Annotated in this window: 22 protein-coding genes and 1 riboswitch; of the genes, 15 read left to right on the top strand and 7 right to left on the bottom strand. The window is 66.5% G+C overall.

The window, feature by feature from the left end; translation table 11 throughout:
- The first annotated feature begins 191 nt into the window (after nucleotides 1–191).
- Nucleotides 192–986 (top strand): nitrilase-related carbon-nitrogen hydrolase, encoded by a 795-nt coding sequence (locus tag AC6CHP_RS09865; RefSeq protein WP_498229497.1) that lies wholly within the window; start codon nucleotides 192–194, stop codon nucleotides 984–986.
- On the opposite strand, the gene AC6CHP_RS09860 is transcribed toward AC6CHP_RS09865, so the two are convergent.
- Complete coding sequence (locus AC6CHP_RS09860) at nucleotides 983–2590, bottom strand: PucR family transcriptional regulator (protein WP_498229495.1); 1608 nt, start codon at nucleotides 2588–2590, stop codon at nucleotides 983–985. The two genes, AC6CHP_RS09865 and AC6CHP_RS09860, sit on opposite strands and share 4 nt — an antisense overlap.
- 109 nt (nucleotides 2591–2699) lie before the next feature.
- Between AC6CHP_RS09860 and AC6CHP_RS09855 the strand changes: the two genes are divergently transcribed.
- Both AC6CHP_RS09855 and AC6CHP_RS09850 read left to right on the top strand, forming a co-directional pair.
- Entirely contained in the window at nucleotides 2700–4247 is a 1548-nt protein-coding gene (locus AC6CHP_RS09855; RefSeq protein ID WP_498229493.1) for an amino acid permease, read from the top strand.
- Nucleotides 4244–5977, top strand: a complete 1734-nt coding sequence (locus tag AC6CHP_RS09850) for a flavin monoamine oxidase family protein (RefSeq protein WP_498229491.1) — start codon at nucleotides 4244–4246, stop codon at nucleotides 5975–5977. The genes AC6CHP_RS09855 and AC6CHP_RS09850 overlap by 4 nt, the downstream gene beginning before the upstream one ends.
- On the opposite strand, the gene AC6CHP_RS09845 is transcribed toward AC6CHP_RS09850, so the two are convergent.
- Entirely contained in the window at nucleotides 5974–6495 is a 522-nt protein-coding gene (locus tag AC6CHP_RS09845) for a gamma carbonic anhydrase family protein (RefSeq protein ID WP_188730423.1), read from the bottom strand. The genes AC6CHP_RS09850 and AC6CHP_RS09845 overlap by 4 nt on opposite strands.
- Nucleotides 6496–6600: 105 nt before the next feature.
- Here AC6CHP_RS09845 and AC6CHP_RS09840 point away from each other — a divergent pair, with 105 nt between their 5' ends.
- Nucleotides 6601–7179, top strand: a complete 579-nt coding sequence (locus AC6CHP_RS09840; RefSeq protein WP_188730421.1) for a DUF2231 domain-containing protein — start codon at nucleotides 6601–6603, stop codon at nucleotides 7177–7179.
- A 34-nt stretch (nucleotides 7180–7213) separates the two neighbouring features.
- Here AC6CHP_RS09840 and purU read toward each other — a convergent pair whose 3' ends face one another.
- Complete coding sequence (gene purU, locus AC6CHP_RS09835; RefSeq protein ID WP_104185422.1) at nucleotides 7214–8074, bottom strand: formyltetrahydrofolate deformylase; 861 nt, start codon at nucleotides 8072–8074, stop codon at nucleotides 7214–7216.
- Nucleotides 8075–8117: 43 nt separating this feature from the next.
- Nucleotides 8118–8203: riboswitch (ZMP/ZTP riboswitch) on the top strand.
- A 149-nt stretch (nucleotides 8204–8352) separates the two neighbouring features.
- Here purU and glyA point away from each other — a divergent pair.
- From glyA to AC6CHP_RS09785, 10 genes are all read left to right on the top strand, one after another.
- A complete protein-coding gene (gene glyA, locus AC6CHP_RS09830) occupies nucleotides 8353–9648 on the top strand; it encodes a serine hydroxymethyltransferase (RefSeq protein ID WP_498229488.1) in 1296 nt (431 codons plus the stop codon).
- Nucleotides 9649–9652: 4 nt separating this feature from the next.
- On the top strand, nucleotides 9653–10576 hold the full coding sequence (locus tag AC6CHP_RS09825) for a bifunctional methylenetetrahydrofolate dehydrogenase/methenyltetrahydrofolate cyclohydrolase (protein ID WP_427115366.1): 924 nt from the start codon (nucleotides 9653–9655) through the stop codon (nucleotides 10574–10576).
- Nucleotides 10577–10742: 166 nt separating this feature from the next.
- Nucleotides 10743–11726, top strand: a complete 984-nt coding sequence (locus AC6CHP_RS09820) for an ABC transporter ATP-binding protein (protein ID WP_188730414.1) — start codon at nucleotides 10743–10745, stop codon at nucleotides 11724–11726.
- Nucleotides 11719–12564 carry an ABC transporter permease gene (locus AC6CHP_RS09815; protein WP_498229485.1) on the top strand — a complete coding sequence of 282 codons (846 nt, stop codon included), beginning with the start codon at nucleotides 11719–11721 and terminating at the stop codon, nucleotides 12562–12564. The genes AC6CHP_RS09820 and AC6CHP_RS09815 overlap by 8 nt, the downstream gene beginning before the upstream one ends.
- A complete protein-coding gene (locus AC6CHP_RS09810; protein ID WP_188730412.1) occupies nucleotides 12561–13394 on the top strand; it encodes an ABC transporter permease in 834 nt (277 codons plus the stop codon). Before AC6CHP_RS09815 ends, AC6CHP_RS09810 begins: the two co-directional genes overlap by 4 nt.
- 63 nt (nucleotides 13395–13457) lie before the next feature.
- Nucleotides 13458–14018 carry a hypothetical protein gene (locus tag AC6CHP_RS09805; RefSeq protein ID WP_104185417.1) on the top strand — a complete coding sequence of 187 codons (561 nt, stop codon included), beginning with the start codon at nucleotides 13458–13460 and terminating at the stop codon, nucleotides 14016–14018.
- Nucleotides 14019–14028: 10 nt separating this feature from the next.
- Nucleotides 14029–14862: an exodeoxyribonuclease III gene (locus tag AC6CHP_RS09800; protein WP_188730411.1), complete on the top strand. Its 834-nt coding sequence runs from the start codon at nucleotides 14029–14031 to the stop codon at nucleotides 14860–14862.
- 21 nt (nucleotides 14863–14883) lie between these two features.
- On the top strand, nucleotides 14884–15927 hold the full coding sequence (gene trpS, locus AC6CHP_RS09795; RefSeq protein ID WP_104185416.1) for a tryptophan--tRNA ligase: 1044 nt from the start codon (nucleotides 14884–14886) through the stop codon (nucleotides 15925–15927).
- A 4-nt stretch (nucleotides 15928–15931) separates the two neighbouring features.
- On the top strand, nucleotides 15932–16651 hold the full coding sequence (locus AC6CHP_RS09790; RefSeq protein WP_229675348.1) for a 2'-5' RNA ligase family protein: 720 nt from the start codon (nucleotides 15932–15934) through the stop codon (nucleotides 16649–16651).
- A 37-nt stretch (nucleotides 16652–16688) separates the two neighbouring features.
- Entirely contained in the window at nucleotides 16689–17774 is a 1086-nt protein-coding gene (locus tag AC6CHP_RS09785; RefSeq protein WP_188730407.1) for a YihY/virulence factor BrkB family protein, read from the top strand.
- An 82-nt stretch (nucleotides 17775–17856) separates the two neighbouring features.
- Here the strand turns inward: AC6CHP_RS09785 and AC6CHP_RS09780 are convergent, their stop codons facing one another.
- Nucleotides 17857–20133, bottom strand: coding sequence for a hypothetical protein (locus tag AC6CHP_RS09780; protein ID WP_498229481.1), 2277 nt, complete (start codon nucleotides 20131–20133; stop codon nucleotides 17857–17859).
- Nucleotides 20134–20221: 88 nt separating this feature from the next.
- On the opposite strand from AC6CHP_RS09780, the gene AC6CHP_RS09775 reads away from it, so the two are divergent.
- The gene (locus AC6CHP_RS09775) at nucleotides 20222–21523 is read left to right on the top strand and encodes an ABC transporter substrate-binding protein (RefSeq protein ID WP_188730405.1); all 1302 of its coding nucleotides are present in this window, start codon (nucleotides 20222–20224) and stop codon (nucleotides 21521–21523) included.
- 38 nt (nucleotides 21524–21561) lie between these two features.
- Here the strand turns inward: AC6CHP_RS09775 and AC6CHP_RS09770 are convergent, their stop codons facing one another.
- The 3 genes from AC6CHP_RS09770 to sdhA form a co-directional block, all read right to left on the bottom strand.
- On the bottom strand, nucleotides 21562–22332 hold the full coding sequence (locus tag AC6CHP_RS09770; protein ID WP_188730403.1) for an alpha/beta hydrolase family protein: 771 nt from the start codon (nucleotides 22330–22332) through the stop codon (nucleotides 21562–21564).
- Between the two features lie 155 nt (nucleotides 22333–22487).
- On the bottom strand, nucleotides 22488–23270 hold the full coding sequence (locus AC6CHP_RS09765) for a succinate dehydrogenase iron-sulfur subunit (RefSeq protein ID WP_066274343.1): 783 nt from the start codon (nucleotides 23268–23270) through the stop codon (nucleotides 22488–22490).
- 1 nt (nucleotide 23271) lies between these two features.
- Nucleotides 23272–25071: a succinate dehydrogenase flavoprotein subunit gene (gene sdhA, locus AC6CHP_RS09760; RefSeq protein WP_188730401.1), complete on the bottom strand. Its 1800-nt coding sequence runs from the start codon at nucleotides 25069–25071 to the stop codon at nucleotides 23272–23274.
- Nucleotides 25072–25129: the final 58 nt, after the last annotated feature.

The raw sequence follows: 25129 nt of genomic DNA, 5'->3' as shown, positions 1-25129 counted from the left end.
TGCCCTATCCCGGCTCTTGTAGTCAAGAAGTTAACGCAATGGGCGGTTTCGGTCCGGAATGTGGGAGCCGGGACAATCCGACCCCGCAGCCGCCCGAAGGGGTGCAAACAGCCCCGATTGCGCCAACGGGGCCTCGCTAGGCTGGAGGAAGGCCCAATCCGCGGCCGCTCCAACGAGGGAAGGTGGTAGCAGTGCTGCTGGCACTCCTGCAGGAAAACTCTGTGGTCCTTGACGTGGAGGCGAACTGCCGCGTGATCGCCGCTGCTGCCCGGACCGCGGCAGCCCGCGGGGCGGCCGTCCTGGTGACGCCCGAGCTTTTTCCCGTGGGCTATGCTCCCCGCAGGGTGCGTTCCGGCCTGGATCCTTCCCTGCTGCCGGCACTGGAGGAGCGGCTGGCGGGCATTGCGCGCAGCAATCGCATTGGGCTGGTCTACAGTCTCCCGCGGGTTACCGGGCAGGGTGACTGGCAGATCAGCGCGACCCTCCTGGACGCCAGCGGTGCCTCCCTGCTCAGCTATGGCAAGGTGCACCTGTTCGGCGATGACGAGCGGGCGGCGTTCAGCCCCGCCCGGGAGGCTCCCGCCGTCGTGGACTTCAACGGCATCCCCACTTCCCTGGTGATCTGTTACGACGTCGAGTTTCCGGAGTCCGTCCGCGCCGCTGCGGTCAGGGGCGCGGAACTGCTGCTGGTCCCCACCGCCCTGGCGCACGGCTTTGACGACGTGCCCCAGGTCCTGCTGCGGGCGCGTGCGCTGGAGAGCCAGCTGACGATTGCCTACGCGAACCACTCCGGGGAAGAGGATGACTGCAGGTTCCTGGGCCGCAGCGTTGTTGCCGGGCCCGACGGCGGATTGCTGGCCGAGGCGGGCGGGGAACCACAGCTTCTCTACGCGGAGGTGGATCCGGGCGCCGCCGCCCGTGAGCGGCAGAATGTGCCGTACCTGGCAGAACGCCGCCCTGACCTCTACCGACTGTGGGGCCCCTAGGCAGGGTCCGCCGGCTCGGCGTCATCCACGTACTGCAGCGCAATCCAGAGCTCGGCCCGGGCCTGGGCCTGCCCCAGGTCAATGCCCAGCAGCTCTGCCACGCCGTTGATCTGGCGGCGGACGCTGTTCCGGTGCAGTCCCAGGTCCTTGGCGGTTGCATCCCAGCTCCCGTGCGCGCCCAGCCAGGACCGGAGCACACGAAGCTGTGACGCCCTTCGCTCGGCGTCCAGCTCCAGCACCGGCGCCAGGAGCCGTGCGGCCAGCAGCGCGCCGGCATCGCTTCCCAGCAGGCCGGTTACCGACCACGTCAGCTCCTCCTCCCGGAGGCTCTCGCGGGCGGTCGCCACGCGGGGGCGCAGCGCGCTGGCGCGCCGGTAGGCGGCGGCCAGCCCAGGCAGCTCAGTGGGTTCGCCCACCACCAGGCGCCAGCCCAGCTGTTCCACCTCTGCCAGCAGGGTTTCATCCACTTTGAGCCGGGTCACGGCCGCGAAACCGTAGTCCGTCAGCTCCACCATCTTGGTGTCGAAGAGCCTGCGCCACTGGAGCAGCTCCCGGACCGGGCCATCGGTGATGGCGGTGGATGGTTCCGCGCGCACGCCCTGCACCACCCGGACCGGTCCTGGCCTGGTTCCGGAAACGCTCTGGGCCAGCAGGTCCTGGAGGCTGTTCAGCTCGCGGCTATTGCCCCCGGACAGGCTCTCCGGGCGCAGCAGCAGGGCTGTGGCCAGTTGGCTGGGGGCCAGGGAGCCGCTGGTCCGCTGCCGGACCAGTAACTCCAGCAGTCCCACCACCGACGAAACCACGTTGTTCTGCGCCGGGGTGAGGGGCTTTTCCGTCCCAAGCACCAGGCTTCCGAGGGTGGCGTCCCGGGTGCTTCGCAGCGGGTGGCCGAACACCAGCACCGGCCCTCCGGCTGCTTCCAGGGTTTCCGTTTCCACGCGCGGGCCGCTGCCGCCGAGGAGCTTCTTCAGCAGCGGCTGGAGCTGGGAAAGTCCGACGGCGGCGCCCGCCCGGGCGCGTACCCTCCCGTCCGAGCCCACCAGCACAGCCCACACTGGAACGCGCTGGATCAGCGCCGCCAGCAGTTCATGTTCCGGACGGGCGGAGAGGACCGCCCGCATCAGGTGGCGGTTGGTCTCCGCCAGCTGCCTGAAGACCCGTGCGTTGCCGGATTCGAGAAGCTTGGAAAACTCGAGCCCCAGCGCAGCGAACGGAACGCTGGCCGGAACCTCCACCAGCGTGAGCCCGTGCCGCCGGCAGGCCTGCACCAGGTGGTCCGGTACGGCGTCGTAGTACGGCTCCAGGCCGAAGCCCAGGGCCGCGACCCCGGCCGCCACGAGCCGCCGGACGTATCCGTCCGCCTTCGCCTCGCTGCTGCCGCCGCCGCGGAAGGGCAGGCCGGCCGTCAGGACGAATTCACCGTCCATCAGATAGGGGGTGGGGTCCTCCAGCTCGCTGGGCTCCACCCAGCGCAGGGGGACCTCGGCGGCGCCGGCGTCGTTCACCACGGAAACTTCCGGAGGAAGCGCACCGAGGAACTGCCCCAGCGTGACGGCGTCGAGCTGATCCTGGGTGCCGTCCTTGACTGGTGCATTGCGTCTCATGGATGAACACTATAGGTCATTCTGCACACTGTGAGATGCCGCTCACACACCTACGCTGGGTGAGGGGAAAACCAGACCAACCAGCCAACGACATGAACGGACGTCAACGATGACTGTGCCTACACTTACCGGCCCGGCAACGGGCGGCCCCGGCGGAACCCAGGCCCGTCCCGCCCTGGGAGCGCAACTATTGCGCCGCAAGCCGATCGCCCAGATGGTCAGCGAGGCCGAAAACAACGGCGGCGGCCCCCGCCTGGTCCGGAGTTTCGGTATCCTTCAGCTGACCATGATCTCCGTGGGCGCCACGCTGGGGACCGGAATCCTGGTGATCCTGGGGGAGTCCGTTCCACTGGCCGGACCGGCCATCTGGATCTCCTTCGCCATCGCCGGCCTGGCCGCCCTGCTGTCCGCCGTTTCCTATGCGGAGATGGCCGGCATGGTCCCTGCGGCCGGCTCCAGCTACTCCTACACCTACGCCACCATGGGCGAAGGCATGGCCTGGATCTGCGGCTGGTGCCTGGTGCTGGAGTACGCCGTCTCAGTGGCCGCCGTCGCGGTGGGCGCGGGACAGTATGTCAATGAGACCCTGGCGGTGTTCGGTTCCGTCCTCCCGGACGCGGTGTCACAGCCCCCCGGCGCCGGCGGTGTGGTCAACATACCGGCCATGGTGATCGTGGTGCTGGCAACCATCCTCCTGGTCCGCGGAGCGAAGGAGAGTGCTTGGATCAACACCACGATCGTCGTCATCAAGGTGGGCATCCTCCTCTTCTTCTGCGCCGTGGCGTTCACCGCCTTCAACGCGGGCAACTTCGAGCCCTTGCTGCCGATGGGTGCCGCCGGCGTATCGGCAGCCGCCTCCACCGTCTTCTTTTCCTACATCGGCTTCGACGCCGCCTCCACTGCCGGCGAGGAGGCCCGCAATCCCAAGCGGGACCTGCCGCGTGCCATCATGCTGTCCATGCTGATCGTCACGACCATTTACGTCCTGGTGGCAGTAGCGGCGATCGGCGCCCGCCCCTGGGGCTGGTTCGATGGAACCGATGCCGCGCTGGTCCGGATTCTCGAAGAGATCACCGGCCAGCCGTGGATTGTGCTCGTTTTCGCTGCCGGAGCAGTGCTGGCGATTGCGAGCATCGTGCTGATTGTCCTCTACGGCCAGACGCGTATCCTGATGTCGATGTCCCGCGACGGCCTCATCCCCAGCATCTTCGGCCGCGTTTCCCGCCGCACCGGCACCCCTGTCGCCGGCACGCTCCTGGTGGGAACCGCCGTCGCGCTCACTGCCGGGCTGGTGCCCCTTGGCGCGCTCGCCGACGCCACCAGCATCGGTACCCTGTTTGCTTTCGCCCTGGTCAACGTTGCCGTCATCTACCTGCGCCGCACCCGGCCGGAGCTGGAGCGGACCTTCCGGGTGCCGCTCTTCCCGCTCACGCCCATCCTTGGGGCCGCGATGTGCGCCTACCTGATGGCCAACCTCGGCGCTGACACCTGGGTGGTGTTCGCCGTCTGGATGCTGGTGGGCGTGGCCGCCTATTTCGGCTACGGACGCCGGAACTCCAGGGTGGCTGCCATGAGCAACGAGGATTACCGTGAGTTGTCCGGTCGCCAACTTCCAACCACACAAGCCCCCGAAACGACGAAGGCAGAAATCTCATGACCATCGCCACCGAACTGCCGGCCTCAGACCCGTCCAGCACCTCTGCCAGCCCGGCTGCTCCTTTAACCGCAGGCGGCGCCGCAGCCGGTCCCATCACTATGCTGAACCCGGATTTTCCTTTCAGCTACGACCACTACCTGGCTCACCCGGACGGCCTGGGATCCGTGCCGGCCGAACTGCTCGGAACCGAGGTTGCGGTCATCGGAGCAGGGCTCTCCGGCCTGGTCACGGCGTACGAACTCATGAAGCTGGGCCTGCGGCCGGTTGTCTATGAGGCGGACCAGATCGGCGGACGCCTCCGCACGGCGGCGTTTCCCGCGGCGCCCGGAGTGGTGGCCGACCTCGGCGGCATGAGGTTCCCCGTGTCCGGCAAGGCGTTCTACCACTACATCGACCTGCTGGGCCTGGACACCCAGGAGTTTCCCAACCCGCTGTCCCCGGCCACGTCCAGCACCGTGATCGAACTGGCGGGCAAGAAGCACTATGCGGAAAAGCCGGGGGACCTCCCGCCGTTCTTCCGGGAGGTGGCGGAGGCCTGGAAGGCCGCTGTGAATGACGGCGCCAGGTTCGTCGAGATGCAGGATGCCATCCGGTCCAGGGATACCGCCCGGATCAAGGAACTGTGGAACGAGCTGCTGCCCCTGATGGACGAGCAGACCTTCTACGGCTTCATCGCGGCCAGCGACTCCTTTAAGAAGGCAGGGTTTGCGCACCGGGAGGCCTTCGGCCAGGTGGGCTTCGGCACGGGCGGCTGGGATACGGACTTCCCGAACTCTATCCTGGAGATCCTCCGCGTGGTGTACACCGACGCCGATGACCAGCACCGGCTCATCAGCGGGGGAGCGCAGCGGCTGCCCGAGGCACTTTGGCGGCACGCGCCGTCGGGCATGGTGCACTGGCCGGACGGAACGTCCCTGGCGTCACTGCACTCCGGTTCGCCCCGCGGTGCCGTGGGAAAGATCAGCCGCGACCCCGACGGCAACCTGCGCATCCGTGAACGCTGGGGCCGCGAAGCCAGGTACCCCGCGGTGGTAACCACCTGCCAGTCCTGGCTGCTCTCCACCCGGATCCACACGGAAGAGGCGCTGTTCCCCGCGGAGCTGTGGACCGCCATCGAGCGCTCGCACTACATGCAGTCGTCCAAGACCTTCGTGATGGTGGACCGGCCGTTCTGGAAGGACATCGATCCGGACACCGGCAACGAGGTGCTCTCCATGACGCTGACGGACCGGCTCAACCGTGCCACCTACCTGCTGGACAACGGGCCGGACCAGCCCGCCGTCATCCTGCTCTCCTACACCTGGAACGATGACGCGCTCAAGTGGCTGGCGTTGGATGCCGACGAACGGGTGGAGCTGATGCTGCACTCGCTGGAACAGATCTACCCGGGAGTGGACATCGCCAGCCACATCGTGGGCCAGCCCATCACGGTGTCCTGGGAGGCCGACCCCAACTTCATGGGCGCCTTCAAGGCCAACCTGCCGGGGCACTACCGCTACCAGCAGCGGCTCTTCACGCACTTCAAACAGGATGCACTGCCCGAATCACAGCGGGGCATCTTCCTGGCCGGCGACGACGTCTCCTTCACCGCCGGCTGGGCCGAGGGCGCCGTAACCACCGGGCTGAACGCGGTGTGGGGCGTGGTGAACCACCTGGGCGGTTCCTCCGCTCCGGGCAACCCGGGTCCGGGCGAACTGCTGGATGCCATCGGGCCTATCAGCCTGGACTAGGAGGCGTGCAGGTCGCGGTGGGCGGCGGCCAGTTCGCGGTAGCGGGCGGCGTTGGCCCGGACGCCGTCGTACTCCTCCTCGGTGAGTTCCCGGCGGACCTTGCCCGGAACTCCGGCCACCAGCGAGCGGGGCGGCACCACCGTGCCTTCCAGGACCACGGCGCCGGCCGCAACCAGCGAGCCGGCGCCGATCACCGCACCGTTGAGGACGGTGGCGCCCATCCCGATCAGGCAGTCGTCCTCCACAGTGCAGCCATGCACGACGGCGGCGTGCCCCACGCTGACGCGTTCGCCCACCGTGCAGGGGAAGCCGGGATCCGCGTGCAGCACCACGTTGTCCTGCAGGTTGCTGCCTTCACCCACGGAGATGGCAGCGGTATCGGCCCGGACGGAGACGCCGTAGAAGGCGCTTGAATCCCGGGCGAGGGTGGCGTTGCCGATGATCGACGCCGTCGGGGCAACAAAAACGGAGTCGTGGACGGCCGGGGTGGTCCCGGCGAAAGGATACAGAGGAGCCATGGGCCAAGCCTAGGACACCGCGCGCACCGGCGTCCGGATGTCCGCTCCCCGGGGGGGACCTTGGGCCTGATGACGGGGCAGGTCCCGATGGCTACGATGGGCCCCATGGAACTACGGCAAGCGGGTATTCCGGGCCTGCACCTGCGGACGGCCGGGCGCGGCAAAACCAGTCGGTTCCGCCAGCTCATGGGAAGCATTGAGCGGCTCAAGGCCCTCGACATACCTGTTGATGCGGCCAGGCCGCTGGCCGGACGGCTCGTGCGGAATGAGCGCCTCCGGAACGTGCTGCACGGCCAGGCCACCGGCATACCGCTGCACCCTGTCCTCACCGACGTTCCCTTCGGGGCCTGGTTCATGGCCGTCTTCCTCGATCTGTACCCGGATGCCGGCACGCAGCGGGCGGCCACCCGCCTTGTTGGACTCGGTGTGCTCTCCGCGGTGCCCACGGCGCTGAGCGGATGGGCGGAGTGGGCTCTTGCCGACAGGAAAACGCAGCGGATTGGCGTGGTGCATGCCGGCTTGAACGCGTCAGCGGTGCTGATCTTTGCCGGGTCCTGGGCTGCACGGCGGCGGGGCAGGCGCCGGCTGGGTGTCGGGCTCGCGCGGCTCGGGGCAGTGGTGCTGATTGCGGGAGGCTTCACCGGCGGCTACATGGGCAGGGACCGGCAGGAAGACCGGACCTAAGGTCCGGCCCGCCTCCCCGCGGTGTACATACCCGTCAGTTAAAGACCACAGTCCGGTTTCCGTCCAGCAGCACCCGGTGCTCCGCGTGCCACTGGACGGCCTGGACCAGTGTGCGGCCCTCCACGTCCCGGCCCATCTGGACGAACTGCTCCGGGGTGCGGGCGTGGTCCACGCGGATGACTTCCTGCTCGATGATGGGGCCCTCGTCCAGTGCCGCCGTCACGTAGTGCGCTGTGGCACCGATCAGCTTCACGCCGCGCGCATGGGCTTGGTGGTACGGCTTGGCGCCCTTGAAGGAGGGCAGGAACGAGTGGTGGATATTAATGGCCTTGCCGGTGAGTTCGGTGCAGAGCTCGTCGGAAAGGATCTGCATGTAGCGGGCCAGGACGGTCAGCTCGATGTCGTGCTCGGCGATGAGGGCACGGAGCTTGTCCTCAGCCTGGACCTTCGTGTCTTTGGTGACCGGGATGTGGTGGAACGGGATGCCGTAGAACTCGGCCAGCCCGGCCAGGTCCTGGTGGTTGGAGACGATGGCCGGTATCTCGATGGGGAGCGTCCCGGACCGCTGCTGGAAGAGCAGGTCGTTCAGGCAGTGGGCGGAGGTGCTGGCCATCACCAGGGTGCGGACCTTCTGTCCCACCGCGTTCAGGCTCCACTGCATGCCAAAGGCCTCGGCGACCGGCTCCAAGGCTGCCCGGAGCTCTGACGCGGGGGCCGCCGTGGTCACCTCCACCCGCATAAAGAAGTTGCCGGTGGCGGGGCTGCCGTACTGCTGCGAATCCGTAATATTGCATCCCGCCACCAACAGGGCGCCGGCCACCGCGTGGACGATTCCCGGGCGGTCCGGGCAGGACAGGGTTACTACGTACGCTTGCTTCAGCTGCTCTTCACTCACGCCTCATAGCCTACCCGCGCAGCAGCCCCCGGTTTTGGTACGCTGTGAGGGTCGCAACTGGCGTTGGGTGGCTAACCACCAGGGAGCGGCAATCACGAAGACCACGGATCGTACGCCTGGGCCGAGGGTCATGTCTTGCCGGATTTGGGGCTGCACCTGCGTCAGTACTGCAGCGCCATGCCCGCAGCTTCCACGCGCTGTCATCAGTGCGGCGTGAAGGTGCGCCAGCCGGTAGCCTGACCTTAGCAGTGCCCGTACGCCTAGCCAGGAGTTCTTTCGTGACTACAGCCACCTCCACCACCGCCGTCAGCAACCAGCCGCTGGCCGAGCTTGACCCCGAAATCGCAGCAGTCCTTGACCAGGAGCTCGGCCGCCAGCGCGGCACCCTGGAAATGATTGCCTCCGAGAACTTCGCCCCCCGCGCCGTTATGGAAGCACAGGGCTCCGTCCTTACCAACAAGTACGCCGAGGGCTACCCGGGCCGCCGCTACTACGGCGGCTGCGAATACGTTGACGTGGCAGAGCAGCTGGCCATCGACAGGGTCAAGGCCCTCTTCGGCGCCGAGTACGCCAACGTCCAGCCGCACTCCGGTGCCCAGGCCAACGCCGCTGCACTCTCCGCCATGATCACCCCCGGCGACAAGATCCTGGGCCTGTCCCTGGCCCACGGCGGCCACCTGACCCACGGCATGAAGCTGAACTTCTCCGGCAAGCTCTACAACGTGGCTGCCTACCAGGTGGAGGAAGACAACTTCCGCGTGGACATGGACAAGCTCCGTGAGCAGGCCATCGCCGAAAAGCCTCAGGTCATCATCGCCGGCTGGTCCGCCTACCCGCGCCACCTGGACTTCGCCGCCTTCCGCTCCATCGCGGACGAGGTTGGCGCGCTGCTCTGGACCGATATGGCGCACTTCGCCGGACTGGTTGCCGCCGGACTGCACCCCAGCCCGGTGCCGCACTCCGACGTCGTCACCTCCACCGTGCACAAGACCCTCGCCGGCCCGCGCTCCGGTGTGATCCTGGCCAAGCAGGAGTGGGCCAAGAAGCTTAACTCCAACGTCTTCCCGGGCCAGCAGGGCGGCCCGCTCATGCACGTCATCGCCGCCAAGGCCGTGGCCTTCAAGATCGCCGGCACCGAGGAGTTCAAGGAGCGCCAGGAGCGCGTCCTGGAGGGTGCGAAGATCATCGCCGACCGCCTCAACCAGGCCGATGTTGCCGAAGCCGGCGTCTCCGTCCTTACCGGCGGCACGGACGTCCACCTGGTCCTCGTTGACCTGCGCAACTCGCAGCTGGACGGCCAGCAGGCCGAGGACCTCCTGCACTCGGTGGGTATCACCGTGAACCGCAACGCCGTTCCGTTCGACCCCCGCCCGCCGATGGTCACCTCCGGCCTGCGCATCGGCACCCCGGCGCTTGCCACCCGCGGCTTCGGCGCCACCGAGTTCACCGAGGTGGCGGAGATCATCGCCACCGCGCTGAAGGCCGGCAACAGCGCCGACGTGGAGTCCCTGCAGGCCCGCGTGGACAAGCTCGCCGCCGACTTCCCGCTGTACCCGCAGCACGAGCAGTGGTGATCACATGACTGAAATGACCAAGACCGCACGGATCCTGGACGGCAAGGCAGCCGCTGCCGCCATCAAGTCCGAGCTGGCTGAACGCGTGGCCGCGCTCAAGGCCAAGGGCGTCACTCCCGGCATTGCAACCGTGCTCGTGGGTGCAGATCCGGCCTCGCAGCTGTACGTGTCCATGAAGCACAAGCAGTCCGAGGAAATCGGGATGAACTCGATCCAGCGGGAGCTGCCGGCGGACGCTACCCAGGCGCAGGTTGAGGCCCTCATTGACGAGCTCAATGCGGACCCCGCCTGCCACGGGTACATCGTGCAGCTGCCGCTGCCTAAGCACCTGGACACCGACGCCATCCTTGAGCGCATCGACCCCGCCAAGGACGCGGACGGACTGCACCCCACCAACCTTGGCCGGCTGGTGCTCAACGTCAACGGGGAGATCACCTCGCCGCTGCCGTGCACGCCCCGCGGCGTCATCGAGCTCCTGGAGCGCAACGGCTTCAGCCTTGCCGGCAAGCACGTAGTGGTGGTGGGCCGCGGTGTCACGATCGGCCGTTCGATCGGACTGTTGCTGACCCGGCGGGCCGTGAACGCCACCGTGACCCTGACGCACACCGGAACCAAGAACCTGTCGGAGCTGCTGCGGCAGGCTGACGTGATCGTGGGCGCGGCGGGTGCCAAGCACATCGTCAAGGCTGCGGACGTAAAGCCGGGTGCCGCCGTGCTCGACGTCGGTGTCACCCGCGAAACCGACCCCGAGACCGGCAAGAGCAGGGTCTTTGGCGACATCGATCCCGCCGCTGCCGAGGTTGCCGGCTGGATTTCGCCGAACCCCGGAGGCGTCGGTCCCATGACCGTGGCGCTGCTGATGACCAACGTGGTGGAAGCCGCCGAACGCCAGGTGGCACAGGCAAGCGGCCCGGCCACCGCCAGGTAGCCAGGTAGCCCCTTTTCATCGCCCGACGGCGGTACCGCACCTTGTTGGACAAAGGTGCGGTGCCGCCGTCGTCCTTTAAGCGAAAAGCTTGAGCGCAGAAGTGGAAGTCCCCTTCCACCTGCCCGCCGGCTCTACTAGTCTGCGGAGGGTGCACAACAAAGCCACCATGTCCTCCGGCGGCGCAACCGGCGCCGTCCAGCCAGCCGATGAGCCTCCCACCGAAGCCCGCCCGACCGTCATCACGGCAGAAAACCTGACCAAGACCTACGGCGACGTTGCCGCCGTGGACGGCATTTCGTTCAGCGTCCCCGCGGGGGAGTCCTTCGGCCTGTTGGGGCCCAACGGCGCCGGCAAGTCCACCACCATGAAGATGATCGGCGGCGTCACCCGGCGCACCTCCGGAGCCCTCCACATCATGGGACTCGACCCCGACTCGCACGGGCCCGAGGTTAGGGCGCACCTGGGCGTGGTGCCGCAGCAGGACAACCTGGACGAGGAACTCCGGGTCCGCGATAACCTCCTGGTCTACGGCCGGTACTTCGGCCTGCCCATGAGCTACCTGAAGCCGAAAGCCGATGAACTGCTGGAGTTCGCCCAGCTGACGGATAAGGCAAAGTCCAAGGTGGACGCGCTGTCCGGCGGCATGAAGCGGCGGCTGACCATCGCCCGTTCGCTCATCAACGAACCCCGGATCCTCTTGCTGGACGAACCCACCACCGGGCTCGACCCCCAGGCCCGGCACATCCTCTGGGACCGACTGTTCCGGCTGAAGGAACAGGGCGTCACCCTCATCCTGACGACCCACTACATGGACGAGGCCGAGCAGCTCTGCGACCGGCTGATCGTGGTGGACAAGGGCAGGATCATGGCTGAGGGATCGCCCGCGCAGCTGATCCGCGAGCACTCCACCCGCGAGGTGGTTGAGCTCCGGTTCGGATCCGAGCGGAACACCACCATCGCCTCGGAGCTGCAGGGCGTCGGGGAACGGCTGGAAGTCCTGCCGGACCGGGTGCTGATTTACGCGCACGACGGCGAGTCCGCCCTTGAGCAGGTGGCGTCCCGCGGCCTGCGGCCGCTGACATCGCTGGTGCGGAGGTCCTCGCTGGAGGACGTGTTCCTGCGGTTGACGGGCAGAAGCCTTGTTGACTGACGGCACGGCAAGGGAGGCGTTGCGGGCCCACAGCCCGGACATTGCGGCTGCCAGGGCACGGCGGTGGGGCGCGTTCTATTACGCCGAGCAGGTCCTGCGGGTGATGAAGGGCTACGGCTGGTCCATCATCATGTACAGCGTGGGCCACCCGGTGGCGTACCTGTTTGCCATGGGCGTGGGCCTGGCCACCCTGGTAGACGCGCAGGGCGCGGAGGCCTTCGGGGGAGTGGGCTACGTGACCTTCGTGGCCCCGGCGCTGCTGGTGTCCGCGTCCGTGATGACGGCCACCAACGAGTTCACGTTCCCCGTGATGGACGGGTTCAAATGGCGCCGCACCTACTACGGGCCGCACGCCTCGCCGCTGACTCCCCAGCAGATCGCGGCGGGCCACATCATGGCGGTAACCCTGCGCCTCCTGCTGCAGTCCGCCGTCTACTTCGCCGCTATTGTCCTGTTCGGTGCCGCGCCCGGCGGCTGGGGCTGGGCCACCATCCTGGTGGCAACGCTCGCGGGCCTTTCCTTTGGCCTGCCGCTGATGGCGTACTCGGCCTCCATCACCGAGGACAAGGGCCAATTTGCGCTGGTGATGCGGTTTATCGTGATGCCGCTCTTCCTGTTCTCCGGGACCTTCTTTCCGCTGGACAGCCTTCCGCTGGCGGTGCGCTGGGTGGGCTGGATCTCGCCCATCTGGCATGGCACCGAACTGGGACGCGTCTTCAGCTACGGGTACCAGCAGCCGCCGCTGCTGACCGTCCTCCACGCGGTGGTGCTCGTGGCTCTTGCAGTGCTGGGCTGGTTCCTGACCCGGCGGCAGTTCGCGGCAAGGATGGGCAAGTGAGCGCCGGCCTGCCAGTGGAAAGCGCACCGGACCAGGCCCGCAGCAGGACGTTCGGGCCGCTGTATTCGCGCAACGCCAGGGCCGTCATTTCGCGCGGCCTGCTGGCCACCCGGAGCACAAACTGGCTGGTGATGCTCTCCGGGTTCTTCGAGCCGGTCCTGTTCCTCATCTCCATGGGGGTGGGGCTCGGCGCAATCGTGGGCTCCGTCCAGGGCCCCGGCGGCGGGGAGATCAGCTACGCCGCATACATTGCCCCGGCCCTGCTGGCAGTCTCGGCGATGAACGGCGCGGTCTATGACTCCACCTGGAACGTGTTCTTCAAAATGAACTTCGCGAAGCTGTACCAGGGCATGCTGTATACCTCGCTGGGGCCGCTGGACGTTGCCCTCGGGGAGATCTTCCTGGCGCTCCTGCGCGGCCTGCTCTACGCCACGGGTTTCACGGCGGTGATGGGGCTTATGGGCTTGATTACCACGCCCTGGGCGCTCCTGATGGTGCCTGCCTCCGTGCTGATCGCGTTCGGGTTCGCGAGTATCGGGATGGGGATCACCAGTTTCCTGAAGACCTTCCAGCAAATGGACTGGGTCAACTTCGTGATGCTGCCCATGTTCTTGTTCAGCGCCACCTTCTACCCGCTGAGCGTCTACCCGCAGGCCATCCAATGGCTGATCCAGGCCATGCCGCTCTGGCACGGTGTCGAGCTGCTGCGCCAGATCAGCGTGGGCACCTTCACCGCGGCCACCCCCGTCCACATCGGCTACTACCTGATGATGACCGCCGTCGGCATGCTGCTCACGACTGTACGGCTGCGGCAGCTCTTCCTGAAGTAGGGGTGTGTTCGCCTCGGGTGGAAGGCGGCGGGAGCATACTCCGGCATTTGAGAGAATGGGTGCATGCAATCTCTGGGCAGCTCCAAGTCATCCTCCAAACCCGCCAGGGGCGGATTCTCCATGTTCCGCATCAGCGGGCCGGGACTGATGGTCCTCGTCACCGCCTTCGTTGTGGCCGTCATCTTCGCGGCAAACCAAAACGACGTCGTGGGCTGGGTTGTTGCCATCATCGCCGCCTTCTGGCTGGCGCTGGCCTGCTTTGTTGTCTTCAGCATCCAGAAGGCCGCCAAGAAGGCAGGAGCAAAGCTGACGGAAGCCCAGAATGCCTTCAGCACCGCTGCAGGGCGGGGTCCGTACGCCTCGGCCGACCAGGGCGGAACCCGGGTGGTTGCCGAGCGCAGCCAGGCGGACGAGGTCCGTGACCTTAAGCTGGACCACTCGTTCAAGATCGTCCAGGTGCAGATCCGCGTGGTGGAAGAGGAACGCGCCAAGGGCGCCGCTGCCAACCAGGACACCATCAACCGGGCCCTGGAAACCATTGAGATCACAGCCACCAATGCACGGGACATGATCAAGTCCTCCGGCGGCAGTGGAGAGCCGGTCACCGGAACCATCATCGACTAGAGTGGAGCGGGTGATCTCGGCATTGAAGAAGGACCACCTTCGCATCGCGTCCGTTAATGTCAACGGCCTCCGGGCTGCCTACAAAAACGGAATGGCGGCGTGGCTTGAGCCGCGCGGAGTGGACATCCTCTGCCTGCAGGAAGTCCGCGCCCCTGACGCTATCGTCCGGCAGCTGCTGGGCGAAGGGTGGCACATCCTGCACGCCGAGGCTGAAGCCAAAGGCCGCGCCGGCGTCGCAATCGCTTCCCGGGAGGAACCCCTGGCAACCCGTAACGGCATTGGCGACGATTACTTTGCCACGGCCGGACGCTGGGTGGAAGCCGATTTCCGTTTCGCAGATGCCGCCGGACACCCGGTCCAGCTCACTGTTGCGAGCGCTTATGTCCACTCCGGTGAGGTAGGCACGCCCAAGCAGGATGACAAGTTCCGGTTCCTGGACGTCATGACCACACGGCTGCCGGAACTGACCAAACACAGCGACCACGCCCTGGTGGTGGGTGACCTCAACGTTGCCCACACACCGCTGGACATCCGCAACTCGAAGGCCAACCTCAAGAAGGCGGGCCACCTGCCGGAGGAACGCGCCTACTTTGACCGGTTCTTCGGCGAGGAAATCGGCTGGCAGGACGTCCACCGCAACCTGGCCGGCCCGGTGGACGGTCCCTACACGTGGTGGTCCCAGCGCGGAAAGGCGTTCGACAACGACACCGGCTGGCGCATCGATTACCACCTGGCCACCCCGGCCCTGGCGGCGGCCGCCATCTCGGCCGTGGTTGACCGGGCACCCTCGTGGGACACCCGCTTCTCCGACCATGCCCCGCTGGTAGTGGACTACCAGCTCTGAGCCCCGAAGGTTTCCTCTCCCATGACTAGCCAGATCTCCCCGGCAACCAAGAAGCGCATCCTCTCCGGCGCCAAGCCCACAGCCGACTCCCTGCACCTGGGCAACTACATCGGAGCCGTCCGCAACTGGGTTGACATGCAGGCGGAGTACGACGCCGTGTTCTTTATTCCGGACCTGCACGCCATCACGGTGGACTTCGATCCCGCTGAACTGGCCAAGCGCACCCGGATTGTGGCCGCCCAGTACATCGCCGCGGGCATCGATCCGGACAAGAGCATCTTTTTTGTCCAGTCCCATGTGCCGGAGCACGCGCAGCTCGCCTGGGCACTGAACTGCATCACCGGATTCGGCGAAGCCTCGCGGATGACCCAGTTCAAGGACAAGACCCAGAAGTCCGGCGCCGACGCCGCCACCCTGGGCCTGTTCGCCTATCCCACCTTGATGGCCGCGGACATCCTGCTGTACCAGACCGACCTGGTGCCCGTGGGAGAGGACCAGCGCCAGCACCTGGAACTCACCCGCAACCTGGCCCAGCGGTTCAACACCCGGTTTGGCCACACGTTCACTGTTCCCGAGGCGACCATCGTCAAGGAAAGCGCCAAGATCTACGACCTTCAGAACCCCAGCGCCAAGATGTCCAAGACGGGGGAGTCGCCCAACGGAGCCATCCAGCTTCTGGAGGACCCGAAGGTCGCGGCCAAGCGCATCAAGTCGGCAGTGACCGACGCCGGAACCGACATCCGCTTCGACGCTGAAGAAAAGCCGGGCATCTCAAACCTGCTGACCATCTACTCGTCCCTGACGGGCAAAACCATCCCTGAGCTCGAAGCTGAATACCAGGGCAAGATGTACGGCCACCTCAAGGTGGATCTTGCTGAGGTCATGGTTGAGTTCGTTACGCCGTTGCGGAACCGCACCAATGAGCTGATGTCCGATCCTGCGGAGCTGGACAGGCTGCTCGCACACGGCGCCGAGCGCGCCCGCGAGATCGCCTCGGCCACCCTCGCGCAGGTGTACGAGCGCATGGGCTTCCTTCCGTCCCTCAGCCTTGCCGGAGTCCGTTAGCGCCATGTCGTCCAGCAAAGTCGCGGCAAGGGAAGCTGCCCGTGCCACCCGCCGGGTGGCGGGAACCCCCGGCGGTTCGCACGCAGACCCTGCGGATCACCGTGCTGCGGCTGCCAGCCCCGTGTCCCGGCCGGAAGACATCAGCGTTGGCGTCATCCTGGGTTTCCCGGCCGACATTGCCGAAGAGCTGCAGCGCTGGCGGGCATCCTTCGGCGATCCCCTGGCGGACGTCGTGCCGGCCCACATCACGTTGGTCACCACCACCACCACGCGGGACTGGGAGGGCACGCTGGAGCATGTCCGCGAGGTGGCCCGCCAGCAAAGCCCTTTCGACGTCACCATCGCAGGCACGGGGACGTTCCGCCCTGTTTCCCCGGTGGTCTTCATCAATGTGGAGGACGGGTTCGAGGACTGCGTCGACCTCCACGAAAAGCTCCAGCAGGGCCCCCTCCACCGTGAGCTGCCGTTTGCGTACCACCCGCACGTCACCATCGCGCACGATGTGGCGCCGGAAAACCTCGATGAAGCCGAAACGGTGCTGAGGAACTACAGGGCCACCTTCCCCGTGGTTAGCATGGGACTTTACGAGCACGATGCCAACGGCATCTGGCAGCTACGGGAAGAGCTGGACTTTGGGACCCAAACTGACAACGACGGCACCAGACCCGCGGATTCCGCCCCGGGCACAGCCGAAACAGGCGGGACAGCAACCGCTTCCCACTGACCAGGCCCACCTGAAGCTGGCCGCCATCCAAAAACGGATGGAATGGAACAGGGCCCGCAGGGCCGGCGGTGGACCCGTAGCCGGCCTAATGGCCATGTCCCAGTGGCTGCTTGCACGCCTGAACGCTTTCCGCCCCATGCGTGCCTTCCGGCACTACAGCCTCCAGCACGGCCCGCTGATGAGTGCAGGCATCGGGTTCAATATGTTCTTCTCGATCACCGGCCTCCTCGCCACCGGCTTTTCCATTGCCGGGCTGGTCCTGAGGGGGCAGCCCGTACTGCTGGAGACCATTATCGGCAGCGTGGCCCAGAGCGCGCCGGGCCTCCTGAAGGTCAACGGCAGTGAAGGATTGGTTGACCCCCAGGACCTTCTGAATCCGGACGGACTGGGCTGGACGGCGGCCATCGCGGCAGCCGTTACCGTCTATACGTCGCTGCGGTGGATTGCGAGCCTGCGGGACGGCCTCCGCGGCGTGATGGAACTGCCCCCGTCACTGGTCAATCCCATCCTCCTGAAACTGCGCGACGCCGGAACCCTGCTGCTGCTGGGCGTGGCCCTGGTCATCAGTGCCGGCGCGTCCCTCGTCTTTGGCACGGCCGCGGGATGGGTCGCGGACTTCCTGCGGCTCGACGACGCACTGGCTGTCCCGCTGAGCACCTCCATCAAAATTGGCGTGCCCCTCGTTTTGAACTGGGTGACCGCGCTCGTCATGTTCCGGCTCGCAGCGAACTTGAAGCTCTCGCGCCGCGCACTGCTGGAAGGCACCATCCTGGCGGCGTTGGGCACCACGGTCCTTCAGATCTTCAGCACCGAGCTTCTCGCCGGTGCCGGCCGCAACCCCCTCCTGGCACCATTCGCCATCATCATCGGACTGTTGATCTGGTTCAACCTGGTGAGTCAGGTGTACCTCGTTTCCGCAGGCTGGTCCGCGGTCCGCGAGGCTGACCACGGCATCTCATCCTCCGGCCACGAGAAGGGAACCTGGGGCGCCCGGCAGGTCCAGCCGGGAAAAGTGCCGGTACAGCCGGGCAAAGTGCCGGCACAAGCTGAGGCCGGCATGCGGAGCCCGGCCCGTGCCGCAGCTGCCCGGCGCAGGGGCAACGGGCGCACGCGGCAGCGCTGACCCCTGCCGCCGCCCGCCGCCTCAAGCCCTGCGCCGCCTCAAGCCCCGCGCCCGGAATTGCTGCCTGACCGCCTGGACGTTGCTACGGTGCAGCCACCAGTCCTTCCCAGGCCACGGTCCAGCCGGCGGGAAATCCGGGTGCATGCCGGTCCGGTCCGCCGTCCCAGCCCGCTGCCATCAGCGCGGCAGCGGCAAGCAGTCCGCCGTTGCCGGGGAGGTACAGCGGCAGCGAATCAGTCTGGCGGTTGTGCCCGTTGGGCAGCACTGTATTCTTCCCGGCGTCCAGCAGGAGGGCGTTGACGGCGGCTTCCGGGTCCTCAAGGCGCGCGGCGGTCATGGCCATCACCGGATAGTCCCAGCCCCAGGTGCTGTCCCAATCCCAGTCGGCAAGGACGCTGGCGAGCGTTGCCCGCATGGTGTCCTTGTCGATCAGGTCGGTTGCGGGCAGGACGCCCAGTGCGCACAGCATCGAGGGGTGGTCCGTCCGGATGGTGAAGGGGTCCACGTCAATGGCCGCGTAGACGCCGTCCCGTACCCGTGGCTTCACCAGGTGGCTGGCTACTTCCTGCCACGCCGGAACGGGCTCAAGCCCCAACCGGTCCCGCCAGGCCGCTGCAACCCGCAGGGCCCACTGCCAGTAGGCCAGTTCGAAGGTGGGATTGGTGACAGACGCCCGGATGGAGCCGTAGCTCTCCTGCGCGGGAATCAGGGGCGGGCCCAGCTCAAATCCCCGCGGCGTCGGGTGCGCGAAGCTTGCCATGAACGCGGCTGATTCGAACACGATCTCCGCAAACTCCTCGAGCACCTCCCGGCTGGGGTTGGCGCGGTAGGCAAGTTCCGCCAGGTGGATGGGATGCGGCTGCTGCCAGACCAGGAAGGTGCCGATAGGGCTGGGGCTCTCCCTCCCGTCCGGACCTACCTGCTTGGGCCAGCGGACGCCGTCGAAACCCTGCGCCCTGGCGGTCTGCCGCGATGCCTCCATCACGGTGGAGTACCAGCGCAGCGACGGGAGCAGGTGTTCCACACGGTTCCAGTGGGCGAAGTGGGCGGCGTGCCACCAGTGCATTTCCAGGTGGAAGCGCCCCCGCCAGGAGTTGCACACCAGCCCGGTTTCCTGCGGAGGCAGGGACCCGGAGCAGTTGATGGCCGTCAGGTACTGCGAGAGGACGATCCTGCGTTCCAGCTCCTTGGCCCGGGGGTCGTCCGTCGCGGCAAGCTCGATGGCGCCGCCGGACTGCCAGAAGCCGGGCCAGTACGCCTCCGAGGCCGCTGCCACGCTGCTGCCCGCTGCAGGGCCTGGCGTGCCGGAAAGCACGACGGCGGGCCCGGCTGGCGTGCCCGCGCCCGGCTTGGCTGCGGCCAAGGTAGCACCGGTTTCACCGCGGGGGACGCAGTCCCCGTCCCCGGCGGAGACGAAAGCAATAGCCAGGTCCATCACGCCCTGGCCCTCGCTGCCGCCCGGGTTGGGGCATATCCGGAGACGGTGCTGCCCGCTCTGCAGCACGGCGAGGTCGCGTGCACTGATCACAACCTGGTAGCGGGATCCATCCAGCTCACGGTGGGCGGTCCAGGCGGTGGATCCGGCATGCAGTCCAGAGGCGGCCGGTTCCCCGAGCGTGGTGGTATGGGAGTCCGGGCTGGTCCAGTCCGCGGCGTCGTGCCATGCCTCCGAGCCGTAGGGGAAGTCGATGGTGATGGCCAGGCGGCCCTGGAGGCCCGCGGACTCCACGCGGATGCCGAGCTCGTCGCGTTCGGGGTGGCACGCCGTTATGACCGTCACCGGGTGGCCGGCCAGCGTGAAGCGGCTCGTGACTGTCCCCGTCCACAGGTCGAGCATCTGCTCGGCGTCGGTGACGTCCCCTTCGGAAAGGGCATGGTCTCGTCCTGCATCCACCAGCCTGAAGCCGATGCGTCCCAGATCCAGGCGGTGCGGGTTGGCCCGCAGCCACGTTTCGGCGAGGGACGTCCCGGTTTCGCGGTCGTTGACGATGCCGCCCACCATGTCCACGTAGGGCACAGGTCCATGCGGTGAGTCATAGAGGACCGTGGAGCCTGACAGTTCATAGGCCTGGGCGGGCGGTGTGGCGTGCCATGCCCACTGGGCCTGCGTGCCAAGGAGTGTTCCCGGCGGCAGTTCGTCCCTTGCCCCCACAGGATAGGAGCCAGGGAGTGACTGGAGGCCGGTGAGGTCCATCGTGAAGGCGAATTCACCATTGCCTACGGACACAGGGCTCCGCGGGTCCAGGGACTGCTGGCGGACGTTGTGGCGCCGGACGAGTGCGTTCCTGTCAATGGGGCCGCTTAGGTGTATCCCCGGGGACGGTGCCGCAGGCCTGGAGGTGCTGTTGGTGTTGCTCACTGTGTCCGCCTTCCTGGCGTTGACGCTTCGGCAGCATCTTGATACGTTTCACGAAACCGTTTTCTGATGCCAGAAGGAAGCATACCCAATGGAGCGTAGCCTTTTCCGGTCATTGCGTACATCAGTTGCAGCCATCGCTGCGATAAGCCTGGTGAGCCTCACCGCAGCCTGTTCCAGTGCGCCGTCCGACGAAGCGCAGGACGGGCCCGTTGAAATACGTTTCTCCTGGTGGGGCAATGAGGGGCGTGCGCAGCTGACCACCAAGGCCATCGCGGAATTCGAGGCCGCCAACCCGGACATTAAGGTCAAACCCGAATACGGCGATATCAGCGGCTACTTTGACAAACTGGCCACGCAGGTGGCCGCCAACGACGCTCCCGACGTCATCACCATGGGCGGGGCCTATCCCGCCGAGTATGCCAACCGCGGCGCACTGCTTGATCTGTCCAAGGTCGGCGGGTCGCTGGACCTGTCCACAATGGACCCGGGAGCCCTGGAAAACGGCCAGGTCCAGGGCACGCAATACGGGGTTTCCACTGGTGCCAACGCCCTCGCCATCGTTATCAATCCCACTGTTTTCGCCGCAGCCGGGGTCCCGCTTCCGGATGACAGCACGTGGGGCTGGGACGACTTCGCGAAGACCGCCGCGGACGTGACGGCCAAGAGTCCCAAGGGGACCTACGGAACGGCCACCGTCCTCACCCACGATTCGCTGGATGCCTTTGCCCGGCAGCGGGGTGAATCGCTCTACACGCAGGACGGCCAGCTGGGCCTGGGCAAGGACACCGTGCAGGACTACTTCGACTACTCGTTGAAACTGAGCGAGTCCGGGGCAGCGCCAAATGCGTCCGAAACGGTGGAGAAGTTGAACGTCAGCACCGAACAGACCCTCATGGGCATGGGCCAGGCCGGCATGATGCTCACCTGGAGCAACTCGCTCTCCGCGCTCAGCAAGGCCTCCGGCGCCGACCTGAAGCTGCTCAAACTCCCCGGCGAAACACCCACCGCGGGCATCTGGCTCCAGTCATCGCAGTTCTACACCATCTCGGCCCGCAGCAAGCACACCGAAGCTGCGGCAAAGCTTGTGGACTTCCTGGTCAACGACGAGTCCGCCGCCAAGATCATCCAGAGCGACCGTGGCGTCCCCAGCAATTCCGGCATGCGCACCGCCATCCAGGACCTGTTGACGCCGCAGGGGAAGGTGGAGGCGGAGTACATCGACCAGATCGGCAAGATGGACTTCGCCCCTACCTACATCGGACCCACCGGATCAACGGCAGTCTCCGAGATCACCGCCCGCATGAACACCGACGTCCTCTTCAAGCGGCTCTCGCCCGAGAAGGCTGCCGAGCAGTGGATCAGCGAAAGCAATGCCGCAATCGGCAAGTAGGCGCCGGAGCCGGGCAGGAGGCGGCACCCAGCAACCGGTTACTGCCCGGCGTCGAGGTACTGGTCCGCCCAGGCGGCGATGATCCGGGCAGCCCGCGCCGCCTGGCCCTTTCCGGTGAGGAGATGGTCGCTTCCCTCGAGGGAAACGAAGTTCCTGGGGTGGCGGGCTGTCTGGAAGATGGTGCTGGCATTCTCGATCCCCACGGTGTTGTCCGTGGGGGAGTGGAGCACCATCAGCGGCTTCTGCAGCTGCTTGATGCAATCCGTCAGGTCCGCGTTCTCCAGGTCTTCCACGAAGTGCTTGCGGATCTCCACCCGTTTCCCGCCAAGGTCCACTTCGGCGCTGCCCTCACTCAGGATCTTGTCCAGGGCTGCGTCAAAGACGTGTGCCACGTGCTTCGGCGAGAAGGGGGCGCCAACGGTAGCTACGGCGTCGAGCTCCGGGATCTCCCGGGCCGCAGCCAGGACGGCCGCGCCGCCGAAAGAATGGCCCACGAGCAGGGAAATCTGCTTCCCCTCGGCGCGCATGAACTCAGCAGCCTTGACGGTGTCCGCCACCTTGTGGCTGAAAGATCCTGCGGACCACTCACCGGCGGATCCGCCCAGGCCCAGGTTGTCGAACCTCAGCATGCCCACGCCACTGTCCGCCAGCGCCTTGCACATCCGCGAGGCGGACGGGCTGTCCTTGCCGAGCGTGAAACCGTGCGAAAAAACGCCCCAGCCCTTGACCGGCCCTTCAGGGACATCGATGATGCCGGACAGCGTTTCGCCGGTGGAGCCTTCGAAGGTGACTTTTTCGGAGCGGGACACGGCGTCCCCTTTCGTTTGGTACAACTGGCTGTGGGCCCACGCCCGCCGGGTTCCCTGGCCGAGCTTGCGAGGTCAGGGGGCGGGTGGGGAGAAACAACGACGGCGCCGCATCCCCGCAGTGGGGAGGGGCGCCGTCGTCCGCTGGATCCGTGTGGTCAGATCTTGCGGGAGAGAATCGCCTGCTTGACCTCGGCGATGGCCTGGGTCACCTGGATGCCGCGCGGGCATGCTTCGGAGCAGTTGAAGGTGGTGCGGCAGCGCCACACGCCTTCCTTGTCGTTGAGGATCTCCAGGCGCATGTCGCCGGCGTCATCACGTGAATCGAAGATAAAGCGGTGGGCGTTGACGATCGCGGCAGGACCGAAGTACTGGCCGTCGGTCCAGAACACCGGGCAGGACGACGTGCACGCGGCGCAGAGGATGCACTTGGTGGTGTCATCGAAACGCTCACGGTCCTCGGCGGACTGCAGGCGCTCCCGGGTGGGCTCGTGGCCCTTGTTGACCAGGAAGGGCATGACCTCGCGGAACGACTGGAAGAACGGTTCCATGTCCACGATCAGGTCCTTCTCCACCGGAAGGCCCTTGATCGGCTCGACCGTGATGGGCTTGGACGTGTCCAGGTCCTTCAGAAGGGTCTTGCAGGCGAGGCGGTTGCGGCCGTTGATGCGCATGGCATCGGAGCCACAGACGCCGTGCGCACAGGACCGGCGGAAGGAGAGGGTGCCGTCCGTTTCCCACTTGACCTTGTGCAGGGCATCCAGGACGCGGTCCGTGCCGTACATGGTCAGGTGGAAGTCGTCCCAGGTGGCTTCCTCGGAAACCTCCGGGTTGTACCGGCGGACGCGCAGGTGCACATCGAACGTGGGGATCTCGCCGCCACCACCGACGCCGGCAGGCAGTTCGATCTTTGAGGCTGGCTCAGCAAGTTCAGCTGACATCTTAGTACTTCCTCACCATCGGCTCGTAGCGGGTAAAGACGACCGGTTTGGTGGCCAGGCGGATGCCGGCGATTGACTCTGCCGATCCGTCTGCCGGCGCGTGGTCATCCTTGTACGCCATGGAGTGCTTCATGAATTTTTCGTCGTTGCGGTCCGGGAAGTCCTCGCGGAAATGTCCGCCACGGGATTCCTCGCGGTAGAGGGCTGCAACGGTCATCACCTTGGCCAGTTCCAGCAGGAAGCCGAGCTCAACGGCTTCGAGCAGGTCAAGGTTGAAGCGCTTGCCCTTGTCCTGGACGTTGATCCGCTTGTACCGCTCCTCGAAGGAGGCGATGTCGCGCAGGACCTGGTGCAGGGTTTCCGCCGTGCGGAACACCTGCATGTTGGCGTCCATGGTGTCCTGGAGTTCCTTGCGGATCACGGCCACCTTTTCGTCGCCGGTGCCGTTGCGGGCAATGTCCAGCAGTTCGGTGGTGTAGGCCAGCGGGTTCTCCGGCAGTTCCACGAAGTCGGCCGTCTTGGCGTACTCGGCCGCCGCGATGCCCGCGCGCTTGCCGAACACGTTGATGTCCAGCAGCGAGTTGGTGCCCAGGCGGTTGGAGCCGTGCACCGATACGCAGGCCACTTCGCCGGCTGCGTACAGTCCGGGGACCACGGTGTCGTTGTCCTGCAGGACCTCGGTGGTGATGTTGGTGGGGATGCCGCCCATGGCGTAGTGGGCAGTCGGGAACACGGGAACCGGCTCCGTGTACGGCTCGACGCCGAGGTAGGTGCGGGCGAACTCGGTGATGTCCGGCAGCTTGGCATCGATGTGCGCCGGCTCCAGGTGCGTCAGGTCCAGGAGGACATAGTCCTTGTTGGGGCCGCAGCCGCGGCCTTCACGGACCTCGTTGGCCATGGAGCGGGCAACGATGTCGCGGGGCGCCAGGTCCTTGATGGTGGGGGCGTAGCGCTCCATGAAGCGCTCACCCTCCGAGTTGCGGAGGATGGCACCCTCGCCACGGGCGGCCTCGGACAGCAGGATGCCGAGGCCCGCGAGGCCTGTCGGATGGAACTGGAAGAATTCCATGTCCTCCAGGGGGATACCGCGGCGGAAGGCGATGCCCATGCCGTCACCGGTGAGGGTGTGGGCGTTGGAGGTGGTCTTGAAGACCTTGCCCGCGCCGCCGGAGGCGAACACCACGGACTTGGCCTGGAAGACGTGCAGTTCCCCGGAGGCGAGGTCGTAGGACACGACGCCGGCAACACGCTTCTGCTTGTAGGGCGTGCCGTCCTCGCGGACAGCATCCTCTTCAACCGTCAGCAGGTCCAGGACGTAGTACTCGTTGTAGAACTCGACGTTGTGCTTGACGCAGTTCTGGTACAGGGTCTGCAGGATCATGTGGCCGGTGCGGTCCGCGGCGTAGCAGGCACGGCGCACGGGGGCCTTGCCGTGGTCGCGGGTGTGTCCGCCGAAGCGGCGCTGGTCAATCCGGCCCTCGGGCGTGCGGTTGAACGGCAGGCCCATCTTCTCGAGGTCCAGCACGGCGTCGATGGCTTCCTTTGCCATGACCTCCGCGGCGTCCTGGTCAACCAGGTAGTCGCCGCCCTTGACGGTGTCGAACGTGTGCCACTCCCAGTTGTCTTCCTCGACGTTGGCGAGTGCTGCACACATGCCACCCTGCGCGGCACCTGTGTGCGAGCGGGTGGGGTAGAGCTTGGTCAGTACTGCTGTGCGCGCGCGCTGACCGGATTCGATCGCGGCGCGCATGCCAGCGCCACCGGCACCGACGATGACGACGTCGTACTTATGGACCTGCATACCAGACGCTCTTTCTCTCAAAATTCGCTATAAAACAACGGGCCGGCGTTGCCTGCTC

It is taken from the genome of Pseudarthrobacter sp. GQ63 (genome assembly GCF_059758765.1).
Note: the sequence above shows the minus strand (reverse complement) of the source record. Positions and strands in the feature narration are given on the sequence as shown.

Coding starts and splice junctions, on each gene's coding strand:
- AC6CHP_RS09860 (WP_498229495.1), bottom strand. CDS start 2,590: ATGAGACGCAATGCACCAGTCAAGGACGGCACCCAGGATCAGCTCGAC.
- AC6CHP_RS09855 (WP_498229493.1), top strand. CDS start 2,700: ATGACTGTGCCTACACTTACCGGCCCGGCAACGGGCGGCCCCGGCGGA.
- AC6CHP_RS09850 (WP_498229491.1), top strand. CDS start 4,244: ATGACCATCGCCACCGAACTGCCGGCCTCAGACCCGTCCAGCACCTCT.
- AC6CHP_RS09845 (WP_188730423.1), bottom strand. CDS start 6,495: ATGGCTCCTCTGTATCCTTTCGCCGGGACCACCCCGGCCGTCCACGAC.
- AC6CHP_RS09840 (WP_188730421.1), top strand. CDS start 6,601: ATGGAACTACGGCAAGCGGGTATTCCGGGCCTGCACCTGCGGACGGCC.
- AC6CHP_RS09825 (WP_427115366.1), top strand. CDS start 9,653: ATGACTGAAATGACCAAGACCGCACGGATCCTGGACGGCAAGGCAGCC.
- AC6CHP_RS09820 (WP_188730414.1), top strand. CDS start 10,743: ATGTCCTCCGGCGGCGCAACCGGCGCCGTCCAGCCAGCCGATGAGCCT.
- AC6CHP_RS09805 (WP_104185417.1), top strand. CDS start 13,458: ATGCAATCTCTGGGCAGCTCCAAGTCATCCTCCAAACCCGCCAGGGGC.
- trpS (WP_104185416.1), top strand. CDS start 14,884: ATGACTAGCCAGATCTCCCCGGCAACCAAGAAGCGCATCCTCTCCGGC.
- AC6CHP_RS09790 (WP_229675348.1), top strand. CDS start 15,932: ATGTCGTCCAGCAAAGTCGCGGCAAGGGAAGCTGCCCGTGCCACCCGC.
- AC6CHP_RS09785 (WP_188730407.1), top strand. CDS start 16,689: ATGGAATGGAACAGGGCCCGCAGGGCCGGCGGTGGACCCGTAGCCGGC.
- AC6CHP_RS09775 (WP_188730405.1), top strand. CDS start 20,222: ATGGAGCGTAGCCTTTTCCGGTCATTGCGTACATCAGTTGCAGCCATC.
- AC6CHP_RS09765 (WP_066274343.1), bottom strand. CDS start 23,270: ATGTCAGCTGAACTTGCTGAGCCAGCCTCAAAGATCGAACTGCCTGCC.
- sdhA (WP_188730401.1), bottom strand. CDS start 25,071: ATGCAGGTCCATAAGTACGACGTCGTCATCGTCGGTGCCGGTGGCGCT.